This window comes from Microbacterium sp. NPDC076911, from assembly GCF_040687125.1.
GTDB lineage: Bacteria > Actinomycetota > Actinomycetes > Actinomycetales > Microbacteriaceae > Microbacterium.
The window spans coordinates 135,833-161,327 of sequence record NZ_JBFBMP010000003.1; the positions used below are offsets into that span (position 1 = coordinate 135,833).

Consider the following 25,495-nt stretch of genomic DNA (forward strand, 5'->3'; position numbering starts at 1 on the left):
TCACGGGATCCTTCCGTTCGAAACGGTAACGAGCATGCTCTCAAGCGCCAGCAGCGGCGCAGCGTTCTGCTCGATATTGCGCCGAGTTTCGGCAATACGGTCCACAAGCACCAGCGTGCGCTCGGGCTGCCATGCTGTCGCGAGCGCGCGCAGATCTGGCTCAAGTTCTCGGTTGATCAATTCTCGATCATTGCCGAACTGAATCATCAGCACGTCGCGGTACATCGACTCAAGATCGGTGAGCACACGATCAATGCCATCGCGAAGGCTGCGCGTGCCGCGCCGCTTCTGATCGTCTTGGAGCGCCGAGACCTGCGACCGCACCGCTGGCGGCACTGCTTGGCCCTCGGCGATGCCGAGGGTTCGCAACAGCGCGGCGCGTTCGTCTTCGTCGCGTTCAGTCGTGAGCGCCTTCGCGTCTTCTGTCGCTGCCTGCACGATCCGACCAGCGACATCAACAGCGTCTCCGACGCTGCGCACGTGCAATACCGCACGTAATGTCTCGTCTCGCCTCGCCCGCGAGGCGTCGTCTGTCGCCAAGCGTTGCGCCATGCCGATGTGCCGCTGTGCGTGCCGGGCAGACTGCTCTGCCACCGCATAGTCGATGCCGGAGCGCTCGGTAATCAGCCGGGCGACATCAGTCACGTCGGGCTCGCGAAGGCGCAGCGTGCGCACTCGCGAGCGGATCGTGGGAAGCAAATCTGCATCACTCGGTGCGCAGAGCACCCAGACGGTGCGCTCGGGCGGCTCTTCGAGCGCTTTCAGCAGAACATTGGAGGTTCGCTCGGCCATGCGATCAGCGTCTTCCATCACGATCACGCGATAGCGGCCCAACGAGGGAGAAAAGTACGAACGCTCCACGAGCGCTCGCGCGTCTTTGATCGAAATGATCACGCCCTCAGTGCGCAACGCCGCGAGGTCAGGATGTGTGCCGGCGAGCACCTGCCGCATCACGTGGGTATCGCCGGGCTCTGCGATCAACGCCGCGGCGAATGCGTAGGCGAGCGTAGAGCGCCCAGAGCCCGGCGGTCCGGTAATGAGCCAAGCGTGGGTCATCGAACTGGGGTCGGATGCTGCTGCTTGCAGCGTTGACACTGCGACATCTTGGCCCCATACGTTGCCCCAGGGCAACGTATTGAGGTCGGCCTCAGCCGATGCCGTGGCATCCATACGGCCCAGCCTAATGCGGGGCGCGGACGTCACCGATGAGCGTACTCACTCGATCGCGGACGGCCGCGGTCAGTTCGCTTGCTGGCAGGGTGGCGTCCAACACCAGAAACCGCTCAGGCTCAGCCTCGGCGAGAGCAAGGAATGCTGTGCGCACGCGCGTGTGGAAGTCGAGCTTCTCGGCTTCAAGTCGATCAAACGGTTTGTCATCCGCATCTAGCCGCTCGCGCGCGCGGACTGGATCGAGGTCGAGGAGCACCGTCACATCGGGCAGCGCGTCATCCGCGGCCCAAAGTGACAAGTTGCGCACCTCGTTCGGGTCGAGCACTCGGCCCGCGCCTTGGTAGGCGACGGATGAGTCTAAATAGCGGTCTTGGATGACCACCTCACCCCGAGAAAGCGCAGGCCGCACCAAAGTTTCGATATGGTGCGCGCGATCAGCGGCGTATAACAGGGCCTCCGCGCGTGGCGCCACGTCACCACGGTGGTGAAGAACGATGTCGCGAATCAGGTTGCCGACTTCAGTGCCACCAGGCTCGCGAGTTCGCAACACGGTTCGACCCTGCGACTGTAGCCATTCTTCGAGAAGAGTCGACTGCGTGGTCTTTCCCGCGCCGTCCCCACCCTCGAACGTGATCCACAGTCCTCGGGGCGCGCTCGAGGTCACTTCGCTTCCGGGGCCTTCTTAGCGGGCGCCCGCTTTGCCGTGGTCTTAGTCGCAGCGGTCTTCGTAGCAGCCGATTTTGCTGCGGTTGACTTCGATGCGGTGCTCTTTGCAGCAGCGGTTTTCGTAGCGGTTGCTTTCGTGGGAGCTGATTTCTTTGCAGGTGCCTTCTTCGCGGGTGCCTTCTTTGCCGGCGCCTTGCGAGTAGTCGTGCGCTTCTGAGCAGGACCCTTCGCGCGCTTGTCAGCAAGCATTTGTACGGCGATCTCGTAGGTGATGTCGTCGGGAGTCTGGCCCCGAGGAATAGTCACGTTGGTCACGCCGTCAGTGACATACGGTCCGAACCGGCCGTCTTTCACCTTGATCGGCTTCTCGCTCACCGGGTCTGCTTCGAACTCCTTCAGCGCACTGGCTGCCGCGCGTGCACCGTACTTCGGTTGCGCATATACCGCGAGCGCTTCTTCGAGGGTGATGTCGAAGAGCTGTTGCTCGTTCTGCAACGTTCGCGAATCGGTGCCCTTTTTGAGATACGGGCCGTAGCGACCGTTTTGAGCTGTGATCGGCGTTTCGGTCTCAGGGTCGATTCCGACCGTGCGGGGAAGATCGAGCAGACGAAGTGCGGTCTCAAGATCGACAGTATCCACCGACATCGATTTGAACAGCGACGCCGTGCGCGGCTTCGGAGCGGCGGTCTTCTTAGCACCACGCTTGGGTTTTTCTACGGGCGCCGCCTCGACGACTTCGCCAGTTGCTTCGTCGACAGACTCTTCCGCAGGCGGGTCCACTTCTTGCACATAGGGACCGAACCGGCCGTCCTTCACGACAACGAGCTTGTGAGTCTCTGGGTTCTCACCCAGCACTCGATCGCCCGCGACAGGAGCGTCGATGAGTTCCTGCGCCTTGGCCACAGTGAGCTCATCTGGTGCGAGGTCTTCAGGAATGTTGATTCGTCGCGGGTCACCCTCGGGGTTTTCAGCGTTGGGGATCTCTAGATACGCACCGTATTTGCCGAACCGAAGGGTCGCCACGCCGCCGATCGGTGTCGAGTTAAGCGCACGGGCATCGATTTCGCCCAGATTCTCGACGATGTTGCGCAGACCGACGTGATCTTCAGAGCCGAAGTAGAAGTCTTTCAACCAGTCAACACGTTGCTGCTCGCCTCTCGCGATCGCATCGAGATCATCTTCGAGCGCCGCGGTGAAGTCATAGTCGACGAGATCAGCGAAGTGCTCTTCGAGGAGACGAATAACGCTAAAAGCGAGCCATGTCGGAATCAGTGCTTGACCGCGTTTTGTGACGTAGCCACGGTTCAAAATGACGTCGATGATGCTGGCGAAGGTCGATGGGCGACCAATGCCCTTTTCTTCGAGCGCCTTCACCAAACTCGCTTCGGTGTATCGAGGCTTCGGGCTCGTCGAGTGGCCCTTGGGCTCAATATCGCTCAGGTGCAGTACGTCGCCGGCGACAACAGCAGGCAACGACTGATCTTCGTTCTTGTCGTCATCACTGCGCTTTTCATCACGGCCCTCTTCATACGCTTCAAGAAAGCCCTTGAAGGTGTAAACAGTGCCGGATGCGGTGAACTCTGCGCGCTTGCCAGCTGCGTCTGCCTCAAGTGTGACCGTCGTCGTTTCATACTTGGCATCAGACATCTGGCTGGCCATGGTGCGCTTCCAGATCAGGTCATAGACGCGAAGCTCATCGCGGTCAAGCTCGCTCGACACCGAGGAAGGAGTGCGGAAGGTGTCGCCCGAGGGACGGATCGCTTCGTGCGCCTCTTGCGCGTTCTTCGACTTGCTGCGGTATACCCGAGGCGTCGCCGGGACGGCCTTGTCGCCGTAGAGAGCGACGGCCTGCTCTCGTGCCGCTTCAACAGCTTGCTTTGACAGCGCAGTCGAGTCGGTTCGCATATATGTAATAAAGCCCTTTTCGTACAAGCGCTGCGCCACGCTCATGGCGTGCTTCGCGCTCATCGAAAGCTTGCGGCCGGCTTCTTGCTGAAGAGTCGAGGTGGTGAAGGGAGCTCGGGGGCTGCGCGTGCCCGGCTTGGCTTCTACGCCCGAGACTGTCGCGGTGCCCGTGTTCTCAATAGCAGCGGCGAGTTCGCGAGCTGCTGCTTCGTCCAGCACCAGAACGGCTTTTTTGAGCACACCCATGTCGTCGAAGTCGGTACCCCGCGCCAGAGGCGCACCATCGACGCGCACCAGACGTGCGCCAAACGAATCGGTCGCTTTGGCTGCGACGGTATCGATGCCCCAGTACGACGCTGATACGAAAGCCATCCGCTCGCGCTCGCGCTCAACGACCATGCGAGTCGCGGCTGACTGCACGCGGCCTGCAGAGGTGCCTTGCTGAACCTTGAACCACAGCACGGGGCTGACGTCCCAGCCGTAAAGCCGGTCGAGAATGCGACGGGTCTCTTGAGCATCCACCAGTGCCAGATCAAGCTCGCGAGTGTTCTGCACCGCTGCTTCAATGGCGTCCTTGGTGATCTCGTGGAACACCATCCGTTTGACCGGAACTTTGGGCTTCAACGTCTCGAGCAGGTGCCACGCGATGGCTTCGCCCTCGCGGTCCTCATCAGTCGCGAGCAGAAGTTCGTCTGCACCTTTCAGCGCGCGCTTCAGTTCGGTGACGGTCTTCTTGCCGCGGTCACTCTCGACGTAGTACGGATCAAATCCGTTGTCGACATCGATCGAGTATTTGCCGTAGGCCTGCTTCTTATCCGCAGGGATACTCTTCTTATCCGCGAGATCTCGAATGTGTCCAACCGAGCTGAGAACTTCATAGCCGTCGCCGAGATAACCCTGGATCGACTTCATCTTGGTGGGTGACTCAACGATGACGAGCTTCTTGCCTTCTGCCAACGGGGGCGTCCTTCCTTCGTCGCAAACCATACACGTCAGAACCGGACGTGATCTTTGTGACCGACGCTCAGCGTGGCGGACCTGCCCGCGCAGAGGCCTCCGCGGGCAGACCAGCAAACGTGGTCACCACGGTCACCGTGGCAACCAGTTCATCGAGTTGACACTGAGAAATCTCAACTCCGAGCGCCTGCCCGATCTGGCTTGCGCGCTCGCACGGAAGGCCGGTCGCGGCGCCTGAAGCCGCATCGGCGGCGGCGAGCGCTGCGGAGTCAGCAGCTGCCGCGACGCGTTGTGACACCACGTGCGCAGACCCCGCTGTCACGAGCGCTACAGACAGCGCAGCTGTCAATGCGACGACGCCCGTCGCAGCCACTGCGCCAGCCATCACCACCCTCCTTCGAGCGCACAGCCGGTGGCGGTGAGTTCGACAAACAGGGCCGGCGCTGTCGCGTTGACACAGACGAGTCCATCGCCGCGACGATCGATGCCGCCCGTCGCCGCCGCCGCGGAAAGCGCAGCGTCAACGCGCTGGGCGCTCTCACCGCGTGCTGCCAAGCGTGCTGCATCGGCAGTGGCGTCTTGCAGTCGCACCTGACGTGCGCAGACATTCAGCGCGCCCGCCGCCAACATGATGACAACGACAATTGCGGGCAGCGAGACCGCGAACTCAGCGGTCACTGATCCGCGATCCGCGAAACGTCGACCGCCGAGTCCGCGGGCATTCATTGAACGCTCAGTGCGCGGCGCACCAGGTCGGTCAGAATTCCACGCACCTCATCGCTGCGCATAATCACCACGAGCAGCCCGGCGAATGCGACCGCAGCCATTGTCGCGATCGTGTACTCCGCGGTCGCTGCACCGGCATCGTCTGCGAGCCTGTCGGCGAAGAGCCGCTCAGCCCGACGGCGAGTGAGGGTAGGGATTGTCATAGGTGTTCTCCTATCGGTGGGTGAAGTGGGCACGGTCAGAGGCGAATACTGACGCTAGACAGCACGCCAAGCAGCATCGGCGCAACCCCCAGCAGCAGAAAGGCTGGCAGGGTGCACACGCCAAGAGGCAACAGCAATCTCGTCGACAAGCGCGCGGCCCGAAGCCTGCCGTCAGTTCGAGCACGATGACGAGCAAGCACAGCCGACGCTCGAAGCAGTTCAAGCGCGGGGACGCCGGCCGTGCGCGAGAGGGCGAGGAGCGAGTTGGTGTCGTCGTCGATCGCAAACCCTGCTTCGTTGACAATCGATCGTGCCCGTTCAATCGCTACGCCCCCGCTGAGCGCGATAGCGACCAGTTCGGCACCGAGACCAGGTAACGCAACATCAGCGGCAGCCGCTCGCGCGAGAGTCACGGTCCATCTTCGTGCAGCCAGCACGAGAACAATTCCTCCCACCAGACATGCAATGCCGATGGGATTGGTGAACAAGACGCCGACGGTGTCAACGCCGAGCGCGAATCCGAGCCCAATTGCGACGAGCGGAAGCCAGCCCATGAGCTTGGCAGTGCCCGCAGGCTCAGCGAGCGCGACCCGCACCTCATCAGCGACATCACGGGTGTCACGCATTGCAACCGCAATGTTGCGCAGACTCTGCGCAAGGGGCGCACCCACCGTGGTGGCGATAGACCAGGCTACCGACACTTCACCCCACGACTGCTGGCCAGCGTTACCACCCGCGCCCGCAATCGCGTCAACAAGCTTCTCCCCCTGCTGGCAGGCAACGAAAACCGTGACTGCCTCGCGCTGACCCGAGGAAGCGAGGTACTGCCACGCCCGTAACGGCGGCAACCCCGCTTCGAGGAGCACGGCCAAGTGCAGGACTACTTCAGCGGAGTCGGCCGCGACGTCGACGCTCACTCGTCTGCCCATGGCACCTTCTTAATTGAGAGACGACCTGACGCGGCGAGCACGGGCCGTCCGATGCCGTCGACGCGGCGATGCCCGTCGTCGCCGCGACGAACATGAATCACACAACCGATCGCGCTCGTCACTTGGCGGGCGAGCGACACGTCGTCGAGACCGGCAAGAGCGCCCAGTGCTTCGAGCCGCGCGCTGACATCGTCAAGGCTGTTTGCATGCACTGTGCCTGCGCCACCGTCGTGGCCTGTGTTCAGTGCCGAGAGCAGCTCCCGGATCTCTGGTCCCCGGCACTCTCCGACCACGAGTCGGTCAGGACGCATGCGCAGGGCCTCTCGCACCAGCTGAGCCATTGCAACCTTGCCCGCACCCTCGAGATTTGCCTGCCGAGACTCGAGCCGCACATGGTGCGGATGATTGAGACGCAATTCGGCAACGTCCTCAATGGTGATGATGCGCTCTGTGGTACTCACCGCGGAGAGCATTGCCCCCAAGAGAGTCGTTTTTCCTGCTCCTGCGGCTCCAGTGATCAGCACGTTCTCCCGGCGCTCGACCAATCGGTGCAAATGCCCACGAAGCGCTTGCGAGAACATCTCCGATTGCTGTAGATCGGCGAGACTTGGTCGATCCAGCCGTGGAATTCGTATCGACACTGCCGTGCCTCCGACGCAGACAGGTGGCAACACCGCGTGCACACGAATGCCACCCTCGAGCCGAACATCGACACACGGGTGCGCGTCATCTATGTGACGATCGCCCAACGCGATCAGGTCTATGGCGAGGGCGCGAACTTCTTGTTCCGTCGCGTGCCACCCGTCGACCCCGCAAGGCCCAGAGCCTTTGTCGACGAATAGCCGCTGGTCGGGATTGATGAACACGTCTGTGGTGTCGGGGTCGTCGAGAAACTCAGCCAATGGCTGCATCGCCGGCGGCAGTGTTGCCACCCTGCGCGCAGCAGACGGCGCCGCGACCGTAGACGCGCCGCCAGACAAAGCCGCTCGCGGACGAACGACAAACGCTTCAGGCATGCAGCGACGCTAAGGCTCACAGCCGTGCCGGCACCTCGCCACCATCTGACAAGCAGACAGCACCGTCTGCGTAGCTGTTGGGGAGGAGGCGCAGCGCTCGGGCTGAGAGCGCTACCAAGAAACGGGGGCGGCATCCCAAGGGGGGATTGGGATGCCGCCACGCGCAGCGTCGCTAATCGGGGGTGAGGTGGACGCTGCGATTGCACGAATCAAAGTTCGGACGATCATGAGCCTAGGCGACAACAGGGTCGGTAACCAATAAATCGCTCGCGTTGCGCGTTCCTAAGTCGGCTTCAGACCGAGATTTCCACGCTCCCTACTAACGGAGGTAGTCACAAGCTCCGCTCGAATGTAGATTTCACACAAGCTCACCGGCACCCCGGTGCTTCACTTACAGCCCGCAAAGGAGCGCGCTCACATGAGTAGCCAGATTGACCACCTCCTGAACGAAAACCGCAAGTTCGCGCCCTCGGAATCTTTCGTTGCCAATGCCATCGGCACTACCGAGCTCTACGAGCGCGCCAGCGCTGACCGAGAAGCCTTCTGGGCAGAACAAGCCCGAGACCTGCACTGGCACAAGCCGTTCACCGAGGTATTGGACTGGTCCAACCCTCCTTTCGCAAAGTGGTTCAACGACGGAGAACTGAACGTCGCTTACAACTGCCTCGACCGGCACGTCGACGCCGGAAACGGCGACCGTGTCGCGCTGTTGTGGGAGGGCGAGCCCGGCGATGAGCGTCGCATCACCTACGCAGAACTCACCGACGAGGTGAGGCGCCTTGCGAATGTACTCACCGGCCTCGGCATCGGCCAGGGCGACCGTGTGGCGATCTACCTCCCGATGATCCCCGAGGCAGTTGCCTCGATGCTCGCGGTTGCTCGCATCGGGGCGATCCATTCGGTCGTCTTCGGCGGTTTCTCTGCCGACAGCCTGCGCTCGCGGATCGATGATGCCGGAGCGAAACTGGTCATCACCGCCGATGGCGGCTACCGCAAGGGCAAAGTCTCGGCGCTGAAGCCGGCTGTCGACATGGCACTCGCCGATCGAAACGGTTCAGGGGCCCAAGAGAGCGTCGAGAACGTGCTGGTCGTGAAACGTGGCGGAAACGACGTCGATTGGGTTGAGGGTCGCGATCTGTGGTGGCACGACGTCGTGCCTGCAGCATCCAAAGATCACGCAGCGCAGCCGTTCCCGGCAGAAAACCCGCTGTTCATCCTCTATACGTCGGGAACCACGGGCAAGCCCAAGGGAATTCTGCATACCTCAGGCGGCTACCTTACCCAGGCGACGTTCACCAACAAGGTCGTTCACGATCTGCACCCAGAGACCGACGTGTTCTGGTGCACAGCCGATATCGGGTGGGTGACTGGCCACAGCTATGTGACCTACGGCCCCCTCTCGAACGGCGCCACACAGGTGTTGTTCGAAGGCACCCCCGACTCGCCACACCCGGGCCGCTGGTGGGAGCTCGTCGAAAAGTATGGCGTGACGATCTTGTACACCGCGCCGACGGCGATTCGTTCGTTCATGAAGCTCGGCCGCGCCATTCCGAACAAGTTCGATCTTTCGTCATTGCGTCTGCTCGGTTCGGTCGGTGAACCGATCAACCCTGAAGCATGGATGTGGTACCGAGAGATCATCGGCAACAACCTGACACCCATCATCGACACCTGGTGGCAAACCGAAACCGGCGCGATGATGATCTCGGCGCTGCCGGGTGTCACAGAGACGAAACCAGGCAGCGCTCAGGTGCCGGTGCCCGGAATCAGCATCGACGTGGTCAACGAAGACGGCACCCACGTCGGCAACGGAAACGGCGGTTTGCTCGTCGTCACCGAGCCGTGGCCGGCGATGTTGCGCGGAATCTGGGGCGACCCCGATCGCTTCGTTGAAACATACTGGGAGAAATTCCAAAAGCAGGGTTTCTATTTCGCAGGCGACGGTGCGCGCCTCGACGAAGACGGAGACGTGTGGTTCCTCGGCCGCGTTGACGATGTCATGAACGTGTCGGGACACCGGCTGTCGACCACCGAGATCGAGTCGGCGATCGTGGGGCACGAGGCGACCGCAGAAGCCGCAGTCGTGGGCGCCGCCGACGAGACCACCGGCCAGGCTGTTGTGGCGTTTGTCATCATCAAGCAGTCGTACCTAGACGCTCATACCCCCGAGGGACTCGGCCACTCGATTCGTAGCTGGGTGGGAGAGCAGATCGGTCCGATCGCACGACCTCGCGATGTGTACATCGTCAACGAGCTGCCGAAGACGCGTTCGGGAAAGATCATGCGGCGCCTGCTGCGCGATGTCGCCGAGGGGCGCGAGGTCGGAGACACGACGACGCTCGCCGACACCGCTGTCATGAGCGTCATCTCGGCTCAGGTGAAGTAGTCACTCACAAAGACGAAAGAGGGATGCTGCGGCGCAATACGCGTTGCAGCATCCCTCTTCTTGTCGATCAAGCGCGAGTGAAGATGACCTCAACCTCGACCGGTGAATCAAGCGGCAATACCGGCACACCGACAGCCGAACGAGCGTGAACACCGGCGTCACCAAAGATCTCGGCGAGGATCTCGCTCGCACCGTTTATGACGCCTGGCTGACCGGTGAACTCCGGAACCGACGAGACAAAACCCACCACCTTGAGCACACCCGTGAGCTCGTCAACACCGTCGGCGACAGCGGCGGCGGCCGCGATGGCGTTCAGCGCACACTGGCGGGCGTAGCTCTTGGCGTCTGCCGGCGACACAAGCGCATCGCTCTCGCCAACCTTCCCGGTCGCGGGAAGCGCGCCTGCAATCATAGGAAGCTGACCAGAGGTGAACACCAGATCGCCGTGGACCCTAGCGGGGATGTATGCGGCCACAGGTGGCACCACATTCGGGATCTCGATACCGAGCTCAGCCAGTCGTTCAGAAACGCTCACCGACATCAGCTCTCACCGAACTGCTTTGCAGCCTCTGCCGCGGCACCGAGTCCAGCGTTGGCCTCCCCGCCACCGGTCGGACGTTTGAAGTACGCCACCAACCCACCTTCGGGACCGGGCACCACCTGCACGAGCTCCCACCCTTGCTTTCCCCAGTTGTTGAGAATGGCAGCGGTGTTGTGAATGAGTAGAGGTGTTGTGAGGTATTCCCACGTCGTCATTGCGACTCCTGTCGAAGACTTTGAATATCAGGCCGGTAAACGCTGGGAATCAGCCCGTGAGCGCTTTCCTGTAAAGGGATCGCCCAGGGTTCTCCCCTACGATCAAGCCTATGCCTGGAACCAAACGAACAGCTAGTGGTGTGCTCGGAGGCCTTGCCGGAATCATCGGCCTCAGCGCCGTAGCCGGAATTCTTATTAGCGCGACAGTGACCCCTGCCATCGCGCTCTCTGGCAACGCAGCATCAAGCGCTATCACGCTCTTCGACAATCTCCCCAGCGTGCTGGAGATCGACGAGCTGATGCTGCCGACAACCATCTACGCGAAGGACTCCGAGGGCAACGACAAGGTGCTCACGCAGTTCTACGACCAGAACCGCTCCCCCGTCGAGTACGACGAGGTAGCGCCCGCGATGTACGACGCCGTGCTCTCGAGCGAAGACCCTCGCTACTACCAGCACGGTGGCGTTGACCTCATCGGCACCAGCCGCGCGTTGCTGAGCAACATCCAGGGCGGCGGCGAGACCCAGGGCGGATCGACGATCAGCCAGCAGTACGTGAAGAACATTCTCGTGCAGCGCTGTGAGGCCGAAGCGAGCACGGAAGAAGAGAAATACAACTGCTGGAGTGAAGCGACAACCGCCGCCGGCAGTGATGGCATCGAGCGCAAACTCCAGGAGATGCGCTATGCCATCGCCCTCGAGCAGAAGTATTCGAAGAACGAGATTCTTCTCGGGTATCTGAACATTGCAAACTTCGGTGGCACCACCTACGGCATCGATGCCGCCGCCCAGTATTACTTCGGGGTCTCAGCAGCCGACCTCGACTACGCGCAGGCAGCCACTCTCGCCGGCATGGTGCAGAACCCGAACACGTACCGCATCGACATGGCCGGTGGAACCATCACCAACTCTGAAGGCGTTGCACTCAACTCTGAAGAAGACGGCTACGCGCTGACCAAGCAGCGTCAGCAGTACGTGCTTGACCGCATGCTCGAGGATGGGAAGATCACGCAGGAGCAACATGACGAGGCCTACGACGCGGCGATCGTGCCCAACATCACGACCCCGAAAACCGGCTGCACCGCTGCAACAGGCGCGGAATACTTCTGCCAGTACGTGCGGTATGTGATCGAAGCCGATCCTGCGTTCGGCGAGACGGACGAAGAGCGCACCGAGTTGCTGCGTCGTGGCGGTCTCAACGTTTACACGACGCTTGACTGGGAGCTTCAGAACGCTGCCCAGACCAGCGTGTCGACGTGGACCCCCACATCGCTCAGCGACACGAAGTTCGGCGCGGTGGCTACCAACGTCGAGCCCAGTACCGGACGCATTCTGAGCATCGCTCAGAACACGAAGTTCAGCGAGTCGATCACCGACGATCCTGAGTACACGTCGATCGTGTATGCCGGCGACACGGAGTTTGGTGGATCGGCCGGGTTCAGCGTCGGTTCAACCTTTAAAATCTTCACGCTGATCGACTGGCTTGAGCAGGGCCGTTCCGTCAACGAAGTGCTCAACGGACAGGTGCGAGAGATCGACAGCTTGACCAACTCGTGCGGCGGCGACTGGGTCAACTACAGCGGCGACACCATCTTGAACTTCAACAAGCAATCCGGCTATGTGGGCACCCCGATGAGCTTCACGAAAGATTCGCTGAACTCTGGATTCTTCGCCATGGCAGAGCAGCTTGACCTCTGCGATATCAAGAACGATGCCACGAAGATGGGCGTGACGCTGGGCAACGGTGAAGAGGTCAAGGTCGATACTCAGTTCTCGATCATCGGCTCGAACGCCGTGTCGCCGTTGGCTATGGCGAGCGCGTACGGCACCGTCGCGAACAACGGTATCTACTGCGAGCCTCGCGCAATTGACAAGGTGACCGATTCCAACGGCAACGATATCGCGTTGCCAGAGCGCACCTGTGAGCAGGTGCTTGATCCCGCCGTCGCGGCAACCGCAGCGTATGCACTTGAAGGTGTTATGGCCTACGGCGGCACCGGCGCGCAGGGAAACCCGTTCGATGGCACGGCAATGCTCGGAAAGACAGGTACCCACGAGAACCTGCAGACCTGGTTGGTGTCGTCATCGACGGCGGTCGCCACGGCGGTCTGGGTGGGTAACGCCGACGGAAAGGCGGATGTTTTCAACGCCTGGTACGACGGATTCCAGCTGTCGCAAGCTCGCTACTTGATCACCAAGGACGTCGCCAGCGTTGCGAACCGTCTCTACCCGGGAACTGCGTTCCCGTCACCAGACAGCAACCTGACGCGCACCGTCTACACGACCCTGCCCAGTGTGGTCGGCATGTCGATCGAAGATGCCACAAGCACGCTGGAGGCCGCGGGATTCTCGGTAAGCGTCGGTGACGAGGTTGATTCGGCCGAGCCAGAGGGCCTTGTCGCCGAGCAGAACCCCGGCGCTGGTCGTGTCGCTGGTGGTTCCGTAGTGACCATCAATCCGAGCAACGGGCAAGGCGCGACCGTGCCGAGTGTCAGCGGAACAGTCTCAAACGCGGAGTCCGCACTGCGCGCGGCCGGTTTCAGTCGAATCAGCTCGTCGTGTTCTGAAGATTCGAATGCGAACGGTGAGTCGGTCACGGGTACGTCGCCCGCCGCTGGCGAAGCTGTGACCCAGAACACGAGCATCACCATCAACTACGTTTCGCCTGATTGCGATGGCAACGGCGGCGGTCAAAACGATGAAGACGATGAAGACGATGAAGACAATGGCTAAGCGATGAGCCCCGCCCGTACCGCCCTCACCGCGCTTGGCGCAGTGGGGGCGGTCGGCGCGGGTGCTGCGGTGTGGGGCATCGGCATCGAACGGTACCTGTTCACGGTGCGCGAGCACGATGTACGAATCCTCCCGGTGGGCGCTTCGCCGATCCGTGTGCTGCATCTCTCGGACGCGCACATGGCACCATGGCAGCACCATAAGCAACGGTGGATCTCACGGCTTGCCGCGTTGAAGCCCGACTTGATTGTCAACACGGGCGACAATCTGGGCCATTCCGAGGGCTTGTACGGTATTCGTACTGCGTTCGCGACATTGCAGGGAATTCCCGGTGTCTACGTGCACGGATCGAATGACCACGCCGCGCCGTCACCGCGCAACCCGTTCAAGTACTTCACCGGGCCTTCAAAGGTGACCGTCGCCGAAGAACCTCTCGATACCGGTGCGCTCGACGCCTATTTCACCGATGAGCTCGGCTGGCTCCCGCTGAACAACGCGGCCCACACGATCACTGTCAATGACACGGTCATCGACACCTTCGGTATCAGCGACGCGCACCGCGGTTGGGACCGCCTCGATCTGCTCCCTGACGCGCTCGAAAAGATGCGCGCCACCTCTGACGCGAAGCTGACGCTCGGGGTCACTCACGCGCCCTACCGCGCTGTACTCGACGAGTTCACCGATCTTGGCGCGGACGCGCTGTTCGCAGGCCATACCCACGGCGGACAGGTGCGCCTGCCGGGCTATGGCGCGCTCGTCGCAAACTGTGACATTCCGCTCGGTCAGGCACGCGGTCTCAGTACTTGGTCTCACGGCGGCCGTTCGGTCCCCCTCAACGTCAGCGCGGGACTAGGGCACTCGATCTTTGCCCCGGTCCGATTCGCGTGTCGGCCAGAGGCATCTCTTATCACGCTGCTACCGCGCACGAGCGTCTCGGGTCGGGGCATCGGTTCGGCGCAGCCCGCGTGATCGGGTAGACTCGCAGGGTTGCCACGGGGTGTGGCGCAGCTTGGTAGCGCGCTTCGTTCGGGACGAAGAGGCCGCAGGTTCAAATCCTGTCACCCCGACACAACAACAGGGCCCTACCGCAAGGTGGGGCCCTTTATTCTCCCCGACACGCAGGAGTTCTGATGACCGCCGGCACCATCCCTCGCCTCGTCGCATTCGATCTGGACGACACCCTTGCACCATCCAAAAGCGCGATCGACCCTCGCATCGGCGCTCAGCTGATCGCACTCGCCGAACGCGTCGAAGTAGCAATCATCTCGGGCGGGCAGCTCGCGCAGTTCACTGCCCAGGTTGTCGACATGCTTCCGAACACCACCCCAAATGTTCTTGCACACATCCACCTGCTTCCCACATGTGGCACCCAGTACTACTTGCTCAACGAGGCCGGAATCCACACCGTCTACGCGCACTCGCTGACCGACGATGAGAAGTCGCGCGCACTTGCCGCCGTCGAAAGCGAAGCCCGTCGACTGGGACTGTGGGCAGAAGAGACGTGGGGCGCCATTCTTGAAGACCGCGGCTCGCAGATCACCTTCTCGGCGCTGGGCCAAAAAGCTCCGCTCGAAGCTAAGACCGCGTGGGATCCCACCGGCGAGAAGAAGAACACTCTGCGCACCGCCGTCGCTGCCGCCATCCCTGACCTCGAAGTTCGCTCTGGTGGCTCAACCTCTGTCGATATCACGCACCGGGGCATCGACAAGGCCTACGGGATGAACCAGCTGTCTGAAGCAACAGGCATCCCGCTCGACGACATGCTGTTCATCGGCGACCGCCTCGATCCGGACGGCAACGACTATCCCGTGCTCGCGATGGGCGTTCCCTGTCACGCAGTCGAAGGTTGGGAAGACACCGCCACATACCTCGACGCGCTGCTTCCGACGCTGCCCGCCCGCTGAGACCACCGCGCCCTGTGCCGCCTCGAAGTGAGACGGCACAGGGCGCGATGGCGTTCAGCAGTGGTTAAGCCTTCTTCGCCGCGGCTGTCGCGCGGGGCGTGCGGCGCGCTGCGGGCTTGCTCACGGGCGCGAGACGCTGTAGCTGCGTCACGTGCTTGGGCTCAAGCTCATCGAGTGACGCCACACCAAGCAAGCGCATCGTGCGCTCGATCTCGCTGCGCAGAATGTCGATAGTGCGGTCAACGCCCTGACGACCGCCAGCCATCAGGCCATACAGGTATGCGCGGCCAATCAGGGTGAATTTGGCGCCCAGAGCAATGGATGCCACGATATCGGCACCGTTCATGATGCCGGTATCGACCATGACGGTTGCGTCCTTGCCGACTTCGCGCACGACCTGGGGTAGCAAGTGGAACGGGATCGGTGCGCGATCGAGTTGGCGACCGCCGTGGTTCGACAGAATGATGCCGTCGACGCCAGCGTCGATGAGTCGCTTGGAGTCTTCGACGTTCTGCACGCCCTTGACGACCAGCTTGCCCGGCCACATCTCGCGAATAACGGCGAGGTCGTCATAGCTGATGGTCGGGTCCATCGCAGAGTCAAGCAGCTCGCCGACGGTGCCACCGGTGGTGCTGAGCGAGGCGAACTCGAGTGATGGCGTGGTGAGGAAGTCGATCCACCACCACGGACGCGGAATCGCATTGACGATGGTTCCCAAAGTCAGCTGCGGCGGGATGGAGAATCCGTTGCGCTTGTCACGAAGTCGCGCTCCAGCGACCGGAGTGTCGACGGTGAACTGCAAGGTATCGAAACCAGCCTCAGCGGCGCGGCGCACCAGGCCATACGAGATCTCACGGTCGCGCATCACGTAGAGCTGGAACCAGTTGCGCCCGTGCGGATTTGCCGCTTTCACGTCTTCGATCGACGTCGTACCGAGCGTTGAGAGGGTGAACGGAATTCCTGCCGCGGCAGCAGCTCCAGCACCGGCGATCTCGCCCTCGGTCTGCATGAGCCGTGTGAAGCCCGTGGGCGCGATTCCGAATGGAAGAGCGCTACGGCCACCCAGGATCTCTACCGAGGTGTCAACGTCGGGTGCGGGGCGAAGAATGCCAGGGTGAAACTCGATGTCTTCAAATGCCTGGCGCGCACGAGCAAGTGAAAGCTCGCCTTCGGCGGCGCCATCGGTGTAGTCAAACGCAGCCTTGGGCGTGCGACGCTTTGCGATGCTGCGCAGGTCGGCGATCGTCAGCGCGGAATCGAGCCGGCGCTTGCGGCCATCGAGTTCGGGCTTTTTGAACTGCATCAGTTCAAGAAGCTCTTTGGGGTTGGGAACTTGCCGGGTGACCATGTGGTGCCTTTCGATGCGAGGGTTCACTGCACGTCGCGCGCTAAGCCCGCGTGCGCGTAGTAGCCGGTGATGTGATCGTGGATGAGAGTGACAGCACGATCAGAGTCGTGCGCGTCGATGGCGTTGAGAATGGCGTGATGCTCTTCGCGCAGGCGGCTGGCGGTCGCATCCCAGTCTGAGATTGCGGCCGCCCCGGCCTGCACGTATGACTCAATCGCTACGCGCAAGCCGGCCATCATGGCGGCGATGACAACGTTTCCGGATGCTTCGGCGAGCGCGAGGTGCAGCTGAGCATCGAGCACGAGAAATTCGGCAGTGGTGAGTGTCTCGCTGTCCATCGCCGCAACGACAGCATGCACTGCCCCAATGTCAGCGTCCTTGCTCGTGGCCAGTGCGCGCGCAACCGCAGATTCGAGCACAAGTCGTGTCTGCACAACGTCATCGAGGGGAAAGCCCTGTGCCGCTACTTGCAGTCTGAGTAGCGCAGCCATGCCGCCCTGCGGGGTCGCGATAATGATGGCGCCGGAGGAGGGGCCTGAGCCTGTTCCGGTACGGATGAGCCCCATGACTTCGAGCACGCGCAAAGCCTCACGCACACTTGAGCGACCGACGCCAAGGGAGGTCGACAGTTCTCGCTCGGGGGGTAGGCGATCACCCGGCGAAAGTCGACCTTCGAGCAGGTCCGACTCGATTTTCTCGAGAACAACCTGCCACGCGCGCACAGTGGTGGGCACACAGACTCCTTCGTAATGGTATGACCACACTAGCGGGTGGTCAGACCACACTCAAATCCTATGAGCCCGCGTAGCCGCTCGGGTTTCGCGTCTGCCAGTTCCAGTAGTCGCGGCAGGCGTCGTCAATGCCGAGCTTGGCCACCCAACCGAAATCACTCTTTGCCTTCGCAGGGTCGCAATACGTGGCCGCCACATCGCCCGGGCGCCGATCGAGAATGACCTGGGGCAGTTCCCGCCCGGCAGCCTTCTCAAACGACGCGACAAGTTCTCTTACGCTCACCGGGGTGCCCGTACCGAGGTTGTACACGCAATACCCGGGAGCTGCTTGCTCTAGCGCGACGACGTGACCTTCGGCCAGATCAACGACATGGATGTAGTCGCGAAGTCCGGTGCCGTCTGGAGTGTCATAGTCATCGCCGAAGATTCCCACGCGCTCGAGCGAACCCACAGCCACTCGTGACACGAAGGGCATGAGGTTGTTCGGGATGCCTGCGGGGTCTTCGCCGATTAGGCCACTGGAGTGAGCGCCGACCGGGTTGAAGTATCGCAGCACCGTGAAGTTCACGTCAGGATTGACTCTCGCGACGTCTTCGATGACCACCTCGTTCATGCGCTTGGACTTGCTGTAGGGGTTGGACAGATCAACGCTTGTCGTCGAATCCTCGGTGAAAGGGAGGTCTTCCGGGTCGGAATACACGGTTCCCGTGCTCGAGAACACAAATGACCGGATGCCTCGACTAAGCCCTACGCGCAATAGAGCGTAGGTCGTGTCCAGATTGTTCGAGTAGTACTCCAGCGGCTTCTGCGTTGACTCCCCCACCGCTTTGAAGGCCGCAAGGTGAATGATCGCGTCAAAGGGTCCGTGCTCATCAAATGTTGTCGACACGACCTCGTCGTCAGCTGCGTCTCCGATGACCAGCGGAACTTTCTTGCCGCTAATCTGCTCGACGCGCTCGGCCGCGACCGCGTGAGTGCCCGAGAGGTCGTCGAGAAGCACTGCTTCATGCCCGTTGCTGAGAAGGGAGATCGCGGTGTGGGTACCGATATAACCGGCACCGCCGGCAAGAAGAACGCGCATGGTCCCAGCCTAGTCAGCCGAGGAGGCCGCCAGACTCCCGCAAATAGCAGTCCGCGCACATCGACTCGTATGTCACTCGGTCGGCCGTCAACTCGTCAATGGCCACCTGATCCCCATCGAAGACAAACCGTCCACCGACAAGCCGAGCATTGAACAGCGCCTTACTTCCGCAACGACAGATGGTCTTCAGTTCTTCGAGACTGTGCGCCAGCTCGAGCAAACGACGTGACCCAGGGAATGCCTGAGTTTGAAAGTCGGTGCGAATACCGTAAGCCAAGGCAGGGACGCCGTCTAAGACCACGATCCGCAGCAGGTCATCCACCTGCGCGCGCGTCAAGAACTGCGCTTCATCGACGAGAAAGCAGGCGATATCTGCCTGCAAGGCTTGCTCCCCTTCTTCCGGTATCAATGTTTCTGACGCTGCTTGCCGCGCCCGCGCTCGGTGCTCGTTGAACAATGCTCGCAGATCGTCGCCAGGACGAATCAGAAAGTCCACCGTGCGCTTCACGCCCAGGCGACTGTCGATCTGATCGGCGCCTTTGGTATCAATCTCGGGCTTCGCCAGCAACACGTGCTGTCCGCGCTCTTCGTAGTTGTACGCGGCCTGAAGAAGTGATGTCGACTTGCCGGAGTTCATCGCTCCGTAGCGAAAGTACAGTTTGGCCACTCGCAGAGTCTACGGAACCGTCGGAGCACTTGTGTCAGCCTCCGCCGAATCTGGCGAACCTAGGCGGTGAGCGAAAGCGTCTCCGCGGTCGCGCCAAGCACCTTCTTCGCTACGGCGGGTTGCGGATTGAGCGACTCGCCGAAGTGGGGAATGAGCTCTCGCAGCCGAGGCTTCCACTCCTCGATCCGATCAGGGAAGCACGTGCTCAGCAGGTTCAGCATGATCGACACCGCCGTCGACGCGCCCGGTGAAGCACCGAGCAGACCCGCGATCGAGCCATCGGCTCCGGTGATGACCTCGGTACCGAACTGCAGCACACCGCCCTTGGCTTTGTCCTTCTTCATCACCTGCGCGCGCTGGCCCGCCTGAAGAAGCTCCCAGTCCTCGTCCTTTGCCGTGGGCACAAAAGTGCGGAGGCTGTCGACTTTGGCTTTGTGGTTCTTGGCGAGCTCGCTCACGAGATAGGTGATGAGGCTCGGGTTATCGATGGCGACCTTCAGCATGGGCCACAGGTTGCCTGGGCGCACCTGCGTGACTATGTCGAGTATCGAGCCATTCTTCAAGAACTTCGGGCTGAACGTCGCAAAAGGTCCGAACAGCAGCGAAGTTTCGCCATCCACCACGCGGGTGTCGAGATGAGGAACTGACATAGGCGGAGCACCGACTGAGGCCTGCGAATAGACCTTGGCTTGGTGTTGAGCGACAAGCTCGGGATTCGACGTCTTGAGCCACTGCCCGCCGATGGGGAATACGCCATAGCCCGAGATCTCAGGAATTCCCGAGCTCTGCAGCAGTTTGATCGCCCAGCCGCCGGCTCCCACGAACACGAAACGCGCATTCGTCTTGCCGGGAGTGCGGCCCAGCGAATTGCGCCAGTGAATGTCCCACGTGCCGTCCTTCAGCCGCTTGAGCTTTCGCACCTCGCGGTTGGTGACAACGTCGGCGCCCTTCGCCTGAAGGTTCGTGAAGAGTTGGCGGGTGAGCGCCCCGAAGTCAACGTCGGTTCCTGCCGGCACGCGTGTGGCTGCGAAGGGCTCATCAGCCTTGCGACGCTTCTGCATCAGCAATGGCGCCCATTGGTTGATGACCCGCGAATCTTCGGAGTATTCGATTCCGGCGAACAACGGCTCCTTTTTGAGCGCTTCGTAACGCTTCTTGAGGTATGCCACATCTTTCTCGCCACGGACGAACGTCATGTGGGGAGTCGAGTTGATGAACGTCGTCGGCGCATCGAGCACACCTTCGTCAACGAGCGTCGACCACAGCTGACGACTCAGCTGGAATTGCTCATTGATCGAGATTGCCTTCGCAGCATCGACTGAACCGTCTTTGCCGGCCGGCATGTAGTTGAGCTCGCACAGGGCAGCGTGACCGGTGCCCGCGTTATTCCAGGCGTTCGAACTTTCGAGCGCGACGTCGTGCAGACGTTCGTAGACGGCGATCTTCCAGTCTGGCTGAAGTTCCGCGAGGAGTGTTCCCAGCGTGGCGCTCATGATGCCGCCACCAATGAGAACGACGTCCACCGTCTCGTCACGCCCGTGGGTGCTGTTCACAGGAGTATCGGTCACCGAACAATTCTAGGCGCGCTCACAACACTCACTGACCGCAATACGCACTCAGACGAGGAAAGGTTGTCGATTCTTATTCGACAACCGAACTTCAGACTGTAGCGGGAGCCGACAAATTCGCCGCGACTAGCTCGGCGATCTGCACGGCGTTCAGGGCGGCACCCTTGCGCAGGTTGTCGTTGGAGATGAAGACTACGAGGCCTTTACCTTCGGGCGCGGACTGGTCTGCGCGAATGCGACCCACGAAGCTCGGGTCTTTGCCCGCTGCCTGCAGTGGGGTTGGCACCTCGTCAAGGACAACACCCGGGGCTTTTGCGAGCACCTCGCGCGCACGATCGGGCGTGATGTCTCGATCGAACTCAGCGTGAATCGAGAGCGAATGGCCGGTGAATACAGGCACGCGCACGCAGGTTCCGGCAACGAGCAGATCGGGCAGCTCGAGAATCTTGCGGCTTTCGTTCCGCAGTTTCTTCTCTTCGTCGGTCTCGTTGAGCCCATCGTCGACGAGGTTCCCGGCGAGCGGAATCACGTCGAACGCAATGGGCGCAACGTATTTCTCTGGTTCAGGAAAGTCGACCGCTGACCCGTTGTGCACGAGGTCAAGCGTGTGTCCCTGAGCGAGCACGCCTTCTACCTGCCCGAGCAGTTCCTGGGCACCGGCAAGACCCGAGCCCGACACCGCCTGGTACGTCGAGACGATGAGACGAGACAGGCCTGCTTCAACATGCAACGGCTTGAGCACCGGCATCGCGGCCATCGTGGTGCAGTTGGGATTCGCGATGATTCCCTTGGGCGGGTTCACGATTGCGTGTGGGTTGACCTCGCTGACCACGAGCGGCACCTCGGGATCCATGCGCCACGCGCTGGAGTTGTCGATGACTGTCGCGCCCGCCGCGGCAAAACGAGGAGCGTGGGCGCGGCTGCCTGTCGCGCCAGCGCTGAACAGCGCAACGTCAATACCTGCCGGGTCTGCAGTCGCAACGTCTTCGATGATGATCGTTTCCCCGGCAAAGTTGACCGCTGTGCCCGCGGAGCGGGAGGTAGCGAACAACCGAAGCTCGCGAATGGGAAAGCTACGCTCAGCCAGAATCTCGAGCATGACTGTCCCGACCTGGCCGGTGGCGCCGACGATGGCGACCGAGATTCCTGATTCAGAGATGCGGGTCATGATGGTTCCTTGCGAATATGGATGTGCGAAATGCTGATTCTACCGGCCGGTACCGGCGTGGACGACGACGTCGACGTCACCGTCGAGCCCGTACGCCGTGTGCACGAGCCGCGCTGCTTCGGCGAGGTCGTCACCGCGCAGCACCACCGAAATGCGGATTTCTGAGGTCGAGATCATCTCGATGTTGATCCCCGAGACGCTCAGCGCTTCGAACAGCGTTGCGGAAACACCGGAGTGGGTGCGCATTCCAGCGCCGACAACAGACAGCTTTCCGATCTGGTCGTCGTGCACCAAACTCGCGAAGCCGACCTCATCTTGCTCTGCGGCGAGGGCCTTCATGGCTGTTGCTGAGTCGGTCTTCGGCAGGGTGAACGAAATGTCGGTCCGCCCGCTGGTGGACACCGAGACGTTCTGCACGATCATGTCGACGTTCGCGCCCGACTTGGCGACGATCTTGAAGATCTCAGCGGCCTTGCCCGGCACATCGGGAACTCCGATAACCGTGATCTTGGCCTGACTCATATCGGTCGCAACTCCCGCGACAACTGGCTCTTCCATCTTTTCTCCCTCTACGCCATCGGGAAGCGACATTCCCTCGCCGAGCACGTACGTGCCGGTGCTTGAACTGAATGTAGAACGCGCGTGAATCAGCACGCCGTGACGACGGGCGTATTCAACGGCCCTGATGTACAGCACTTTCGCGCCGTTTGCCGCGAGTTCGAGCATTTCCTCTGCCGAAACGACACCGAGCTTTCGCGCCTTCGCGACGACTCGCGGGTCGGCAGTGAAGATGCCGTCGACGTCGCTGTAGATCTCGCAGACGTCTGCGTTGAGCGCCGCAGCAAGGGCCACGGCGGTGGTGTCGGACCCACCGCGTCCAAGCGTCGTGATGTCGCGAGTATCGCGGTTGAATCCCTGAAACCCGGCGACAATGACGATCGCGCCTTCATCGAGGGCTTCACGCAGTCGAACCGGTGTGACATCCACAATGCGCGCAGCGCCGTGCGTAGCATCCGTGATCATTCCAGCTTGACTGCCGGTGAACGAGCGCGCCTCGAACCCCATCGAGTGAATAGCCATCGCCAACAACGCCATCGAGATGCGCTCGCCACTCGACAGCAGCATGTCTAGTTCGCGCGGCGCCGGCATGGGCGCAACCTGCGAAGCGAGATCAAGCAGCTCGTCGGTGGTGTCACCCATCGCGCTGACGGCGACGACCACATCGTGTCCGGCCCTGCGCGCATCGACAATGCGTTTGGCAACACGTTTGATGCTCATGGCATCGGCGACAGAGGAACCGCCATACTTCTGGACGATCAGGGCCACGTTGAAACTCCTGGGGGTGCCGAACGGCACGCGTGGTGGGGGTTGAGGAGAGCGATCGGATGCCGCGTCTCAGCATCCATCCTATTCAGGCCCTCATGCACACTCGTTCATGTGACATTTTGTGTGCGTGTGAGCAGGACGCTCCGTTACGATCAGGGGCGAGTTCCAAGTCAACGAAAGTGAGCGGTAGCGATGCCCCCACAGCGCCGCAGGATTTTCACCTCACTCGGCGGTCTGGTGCACACCAATGTCGCGTCGACGGCGCTCACCGAAGCTCTTCCCGTCGTCGATGAAGCGTTGGCCGTTCGCATTCTCGATCTCGCGATCCGCATCGGCGAGACGATGCTGGTCTCGGGCGCGCCTGCGAGCGAGGTGACGCTGACCATCATTCGCGTTTCAGGGGTCTATGGCCTCGATCCCGTGCACGTTGATGTCACCTACAACTCGATCACGGTTGCTCATCATCAATCAGGAGCGACGCGACCGATCACCTTGATGCGGGTCGTGAAGGGGGCGGTGACCGACCACGACAAGCTCCAGCGGCTGCAAGCGCTGCTTGCCGACATCACCACTGGCCTGCCCCTGGATCAGGCAATTGAACGCTATCGCCAGATCCGTCGCACACCCTTTCTGTATCGGCCGGCAATCGTGGTCGCCGCGCAGGCACTTCTCGCTGTGGGCGTCGCCGTGATGTTCGGCGGAAACTGGCTCGTCATGGTGCTGGCATTCATCGCCGCCGGAGCTGCAGCACTCACTCAGCTGGGACTCGCCCGAATACGTGTTCCCCACTTCTTCAGTCAGATCGCCGGCGCGTTCGTGCTCACCATGGTGGCGGCCGTCGCACAGCTTTTGCGCCTGACCGGTTGGGCCGATGCCGATATGGTGCGCCCATCGATCATCGTGGCGTCGGGAGTCGTGCTCATGCTGGCGGGGCTCACTGTCGTGGGCGCCGCCCAGGATGCCATCGATGGCTTCGCGCTGACGGCAACCGGACGCATCCTGGAGCTCATGACACAAACCTTGGGCGTGGTGCTGGGGATTCTGGTGGGTTTGCAGACCGCACGTGTGGTCGGGCTGGGCATGGATGCGCCCAATGATGCGCTCCCCCTCGGGCCAATCCCCCTGCAGTTTGCTGGGGCCGCGGTGATCGCGGTTTCCGTTGCGATCTTCAACGGTGCACGCTCACGAATCATCGTCGTCAGTGCGGTCTTGAGCTTCGTCGCGTGGCTCGGCTATCTTGCGTCAAGCTCGATCGGATTCGATGCCGCTACGGCCGCTGGCATTGGCGCCTTCGCTGGCAGCGTCGTGGGCATCATGGTGGCTTATCGCTTGCACGTGCCCTCGGTCGCTATCACCACCGCTGCGATCTTGCCCCTTGTTCCCGGCGCCGCTGTTTTTCGCGGTTTGCTGACAATCGTCGAGGCGAATGCCACCCCGGAGCTGATTCTGACCGGCTTCGGCATTCTTGTCGGTGCCGCAGTGGTGGGCATTGCCCTCGCAGTGGGCGCTTCGCTCGGAATCTACGTTGGTCAGCCGCTACGAGGCACCCTCGCCAGCGTCACCCGCCCGCGCTCCCGCGCGCGTCGTTGACAGACAACGTCGCCGACCACGCTGCCGGAGCGCGGGCAGCAGCGCTGAGCGCCAGCCGTGAAGAAATCGTCACACAGAGCGACGGCCTTCGAACGCGCGGCCGAGCGTCACTTCATCGGCGTACTCAAGGTCGCCGCCGACGGGAAGGCCTGAGGCAAGGCGCGTCACACTGATTTCGAGGGTGTGCAACAGTCGACTGAGATAGGTCGCCGTTGCTTCGCCCTCAAGGTTGGGATTCGTCGCGAGAATCACCTCTTGCACAGTGCCGTCGGCGAGGCGCTGCATCAGTTGAGTGACGCGCAGATCGTCGGGGCCAATGCCAGCAATCGGGCTGATTGCTCCGCCGAGCACGTGATACAGACCGCGAAACTCGCGAGTGCGTTCGATCGCGGATACGTCTTTCGCGTCTTCGACCACGCAGATCAACGTGTTATTGCGGCGCGGGTCACGGCAAATCGAACAACGATCTTGCTCTGAGACGTTGCCGCAGATGTCGCAGAAGCGTACTTTGTCGCGCACTTCACTCAGCAGCAGTGCTAGATGCGACACATCGAAGTTCGGAGACTGCAGAATATGGAACGTGATGCGCTGCGCTGACTTCGGTCCGATTCCGGGGAGCCTGCCGAACTCATCGATGAGGTCTTGAACGATGCCTTCGTACATGGG

At 61.6% G+C, this 25,495-nt stretch carries 23 protein-coding genes and 1 tRNA gene; 6 read left to right on the forward strand and 18 right to left on the reverse strand.

All coding sequences use genetic code 11. The annotated features are described in order from the left end of the window. From AB0O81_RS05430 to AB0O81_RS05465, 8 genes are all read right to left on the reverse strand, one after another. The gene (locus tag AB0O81_RS05430) at positions 1-1,170 is read right to left on the reverse strand and encodes a DNA polymerase III subunit delta' (protein WP_363582041.1); all 1,170 of its coding nucleotides are present in this window, start codon (positions 1,168-1,170) and stop codon (positions 1-3) included. Between the two features lie 10 nt (positions 1,171-1,180). Continuing rightward, entirely contained in the window at positions 1,181-1,834 is a 654-nt protein-coding gene (gene tmk, locus AB0O81_RS05435) for a dTMP kinase (RefSeq protein ID WP_363582043.1), read from the reverse strand. Then, the gene (gene topA / locus AB0O81_RS05440) at positions 1,831-4,698 is read right to left on the reverse strand and encodes a type I DNA topoisomerase (RefSeq protein ID WP_363582045.1); all 2,868 of its coding nucleotides are present in this window, start codon (positions 4,696-4,698) and stop codon (positions 1,831-1,833) included. Before topA ends, tmk begins: the two co-directional genes overlap by 4 nt. 67 nt (positions 4,699-4,765) lie before the next feature. Then, the gene (locus AB0O81_RS05445) at positions 4,766-5,083 is read right to left on the reverse strand and encodes an Rv3654c family TadE-like protein (protein ID WP_363582047.1); all 318 of its coding nucleotides are present in this window, start codon (positions 5,081-5,083) and stop codon (positions 4,766-4,768) included. Continuing rightward, positions 5,083-5,424 (reverse strand): TadE family type IV pilus minor pilin, encoded by a 342-nt coding sequence (locus AB0O81_RS05450; RefSeq protein WP_363582049.1) that lies wholly within the window; start codon positions 5,422-5,424, stop codon positions 5,083-5,085. The genes AB0O81_RS05445 and AB0O81_RS05450 overlap by 1 nt, the downstream gene beginning before the upstream one ends. Then, positions 5,421-5,627, reverse strand: coding sequence for a DUF4244 domain-containing protein (locus AB0O81_RS05455; RefSeq protein WP_363582051.1), 207 nt, complete (start codon positions 5,625-5,627; stop codon positions 5,421-5,423). The genes AB0O81_RS05450 and AB0O81_RS05455 overlap by 4 nt, the downstream gene beginning before the upstream one ends. 35 nt (positions 5,628-5,662) lie before the next feature. Further along, positions 5,663-6,556, reverse strand: coding sequence for a type II secretion system F family protein (locus AB0O81_RS05460; RefSeq protein WP_363582053.1), 894 nt, complete (start codon positions 6,554-6,556; stop codon positions 5,663-5,665). Beyond that, the gene (locus AB0O81_RS05465; RefSeq protein ID WP_363582055.1) at positions 6,541-7,572 is read right to left on the reverse strand and encodes a TadA family conjugal transfer-associated ATPase; all 1,032 of its coding nucleotides are present in this window, start codon (positions 7,570-7,572) and stop codon (positions 6,541-6,543) included. The genes AB0O81_RS05460 and AB0O81_RS05465 overlap by 16 nt, the downstream gene beginning before the upstream one ends. A gap of 418 nt (positions 7,573-7,990) precedes the next feature. On the opposite strand from AB0O81_RS05465, the gene acs reads away from it, so the two are divergent. Further along, positions 7,991-9,958 (forward strand): acetate--CoA ligase, encoded by a 1,968-nt coding sequence (acs, locus tag AB0O81_RS05470; protein ID WP_363582057.1) that lies wholly within the window; start codon positions 7,991-7,993, stop codon positions 9,956-9,958. Between the two features lie 67 nt (positions 9,959-10,025). On the opposite strand, the gene AB0O81_RS05475 is transcribed toward acs, so the two are convergent. Continuing rightward, positions 10,026-10,499, reverse strand: a complete 474-nt coding sequence (locus AB0O81_RS05475; protein WP_363582059.1) for a RidA family protein — start codon at positions 10,497-10,499, stop codon at positions 10,026-10,028. After that, on the reverse strand, positions 10,499-10,714 hold the full coding sequence (locus tag AB0O81_RS05480) for a hypothetical protein (protein ID WP_363582061.1): 216 nt from the start codon (positions 10,712-10,714) through the stop codon (positions 10,499-10,501). The genes AB0O81_RS05475 and AB0O81_RS05480 overlap by 1 nt, the downstream gene beginning before the upstream one ends. Positions 10,715-10,824: 110 nt before the next feature. On the opposite strand from AB0O81_RS05480, the gene AB0O81_RS05485 reads away from it, so the two are divergent. The 4 genes from AB0O81_RS05485 (at position 10,825) to AB0O81_RS05500 (ending at position 15,350) form a co-directional block, all read left to right on the forward strand. Further along, positions 10,825-13,446, forward strand: coding sequence for a transglycosylase domain-containing protein (locus AB0O81_RS05485; RefSeq protein ID WP_363582062.1), 2,622 nt, complete (start codon positions 10,825-10,827; stop codon positions 13,444-13,446). 3 nt (positions 13,447-13,449) lie between these two features. Next, positions 13,450-14,415, forward strand: a complete 966-nt coding sequence (locus AB0O81_RS05490; protein ID WP_363582064.1) for a metallophosphoesterase — start codon at positions 13,450-13,452, stop codon at positions 14,413-14,415. 24 nt (positions 14,416-14,439) lie between these two features. Continuing rightward, positions 14,440-14,513 (forward strand) — tRNA-Pro (locus tag AB0O81_RS05495). A gap of 63 nt (positions 14,514-14,576) precedes the next feature. Next, complete coding sequence (locus tag AB0O81_RS05500; protein WP_363582066.1) at positions 14,577-15,350, forward strand: HAD-IIB family hydrolase; 774 nt, start codon at positions 14,577-14,579, stop codon at positions 15,348-15,350. Positions 15,351-15,414: 64 nt separating this feature from the next. Here the strand turns inward: AB0O81_RS05500 and AB0O81_RS05505 are convergent, their stop codons facing one another. From AB0O81_RS05505 to AB0O81_RS05535, 7 genes are all read right to left on the reverse strand, one after another. Then, a complete protein-coding gene (locus AB0O81_RS05505) occupies positions 15,415-16,698 on the reverse strand; it encodes an alpha-hydroxy acid oxidase (RefSeq protein WP_363582068.1) in 1,284 nt (427 codons plus the stop codon). A 23-nt stretch (positions 16,699-16,721) separates the two neighbouring features. Further along, a complete protein-coding gene (locus AB0O81_RS05510) occupies positions 16,722-17,432 on the reverse strand; it encodes an FCD domain-containing protein (protein ID WP_363582070.1) in 711 nt (236 codons plus the stop codon). 58 nt (positions 17,433-17,490) lie between these two features. Then, positions 17,491-18,510, reverse strand: a complete 1,020-nt coding sequence (gene galE, locus AB0O81_RS05515) for a UDP-glucose 4-epimerase GalE (protein ID WP_363582072.1) — start codon at positions 18,508-18,510, stop codon at positions 17,491-17,493. A 13-nt stretch (positions 18,511-18,523) separates the two neighbouring features. After that, positions 18,524-19,177, reverse strand: a complete 654-nt coding sequence (locus tag AB0O81_RS05520; protein ID WP_363582074.1) for a thymidine kinase — start codon at positions 19,175-19,177, stop codon at positions 18,524-18,526. Between the two features lie 59 nt (positions 19,178-19,236). After that, positions 19,237-20,745: a malate:quinone oxidoreductase gene (locus tag AB0O81_RS05525; RefSeq protein WP_363582076.1), complete on the reverse strand. Its 1,509-nt coding sequence runs from the start codon at positions 20,743-20,745 to the stop codon at positions 19,237-19,239. A 91-nt stretch (positions 20,746-20,836) separates the two neighbouring features. Further along, entirely contained in the window at positions 20,837-21,913 is a 1,077-nt protein-coding gene (locus AB0O81_RS05530; RefSeq protein WP_363582078.1) for an aspartate-semialdehyde dehydrogenase, read from the reverse strand. A gap of 39 nt (positions 21,914-21,952) precedes the next feature. Continuing rightward, positions 21,953-23,239, reverse strand: coding sequence for an aspartate kinase (locus AB0O81_RS05535; protein WP_363582080.1), 1,287 nt, complete (start codon positions 23,237-23,239; stop codon positions 21,953-21,955). 192 nt (positions 23,240-23,431) lie between these two features. Between AB0O81_RS05535 and AB0O81_RS05540 the strand changes: the two genes are divergently transcribed. Next, positions 23,432-24,829 carry a threonine/serine exporter family protein gene (locus tag AB0O81_RS05540; RefSeq protein ID WP_363582082.1) on the forward strand — a complete coding sequence of 466 codons (1,398 nt, stop codon included), beginning with the start codon at positions 23,432-23,434 and terminating at the stop codon, positions 24,827-24,829. A 69-nt stretch (positions 24,830-24,898) separates the two neighbouring features. Here the strand turns inward: AB0O81_RS05540 and recR are convergent, their stop codons facing one another. Next, on the reverse strand, positions 24,899-25,492 hold the full coding sequence (gene recR, locus AB0O81_RS05545) for a recombination mediator RecR (protein WP_363582084.1): 594 nt from the start codon (positions 25,490-25,492) through the stop codon (positions 24,899-24,901). Positions 25,493-25,495 lie beyond the last annotated feature (3 nt).

Coding starts and splice junctions, on each gene's coding strand:
- AB0O81_RS05540 (WP_363582082.1), top strand. CDS start 23,432: ATGCCCCCACAGCGCCGCAGGATTTTCACCTCACTCGGCGGTCTGGTG.
- AB0O81_RS05505 (WP_363582068.1), bottom strand. CDS start 16,698: ATGGTCACCCGGCAAGTTCCCAACCCCAAAGAGCTTCTTGAACTGATG.
- AB0O81_RS05430 (WP_363582041.1), bottom strand. CDS start 1,170: ATGGATGCCACGGCATCGGCTGAGGCCGACCTCAATACGTTGCCCTGG.
- AB0O81_RS05450 (WP_363582049.1), bottom strand. CDS start 5,424: ATGAATGCCCGCGGACTCGGCGGTCGACGTTTCGCGGATCGCGGATCA.
- AB0O81_RS05480 (WP_363582061.1), bottom strand. CDS start 10,714: ATGACGACGTGGGAATACCTCACAACACCTCTACTCATTCACAACACC.
- AB0O81_RS05475 (WP_363582059.1), bottom strand. CDS start 10,499: ATGTCGGTGAGCGTTTCTGAACGACTGGCTGAGCTCGGTATCGAGATC.
- AB0O81_RS05500 (WP_363582066.1), top strand. CDS start 14,577: ATGACCGCCGGCACCATCCCTCGCCTCGTCGCATTCGATCTGGACGAC.
- acs (WP_363582057.1), top strand. CDS start 7,991: ATGAGTAGCCAGATTGACCACCTCCTGAACGAAAACCGCAAGTTCGCG.
- AB0O81_RS05465 (WP_363582055.1), bottom strand. CDS start 7,572: ATGCCTGAAGCGTTTGTCGTTCGTCCGCGAGCGGCTTTGTCTGGCGGC.
- galE (WP_363582072.1), bottom strand. CDS start 18,510: ATGCGCGTTCTTCTTGCCGGCGGTGCCGGTTATATCGGTACCCACACC.
- recR (WP_363582084.1), bottom strand. CDS start 25,492: ATGTACGAAGGCATCGTTCAAGACCTCATCGATGAGTTCGGCAGGCTC.
- AB0O81_RS05530 (WP_363582078.1), bottom strand. CDS start 21,913: ATGACCCGCATCTCTGAATCAGGAATCTCGGTCGCCATCGTCGGCGCC.
- AB0O81_RS05490 (WP_363582064.1), top strand. CDS start 13,450: ATGAGCCCCGCCCGTACCGCCCTCACCGCGCTTGGCGCAGTGGGGGCG.
- AB0O81_RS05445 (WP_363582047.1), bottom strand. CDS start 5,083: ATGGCTGGCGCAGTGGCTGCGACGGGCGTCGTCGCATTGACAGCTGCG.
- AB0O81_RS05485 (WP_363582062.1), top strand. CDS start 10,825: ATGCCTGGAACCAAACGAACAGCTAGTGGTGTGCTCGGAGGCCTTGCC.
- AB0O81_RS05460 (WP_363582053.1), bottom strand. CDS start 6,556: ATGGGCAGACGAGTGAGCGTCGACGTCGCGGCCGACTCCGCTGAAGTA.
- AB0O81_RS05455 (WP_363582051.1), bottom strand. CDS start 5,627: ATGACAATCCCTACCCTCACTCGCCGTCGGGCTGAGCGGCTCTTCGCC.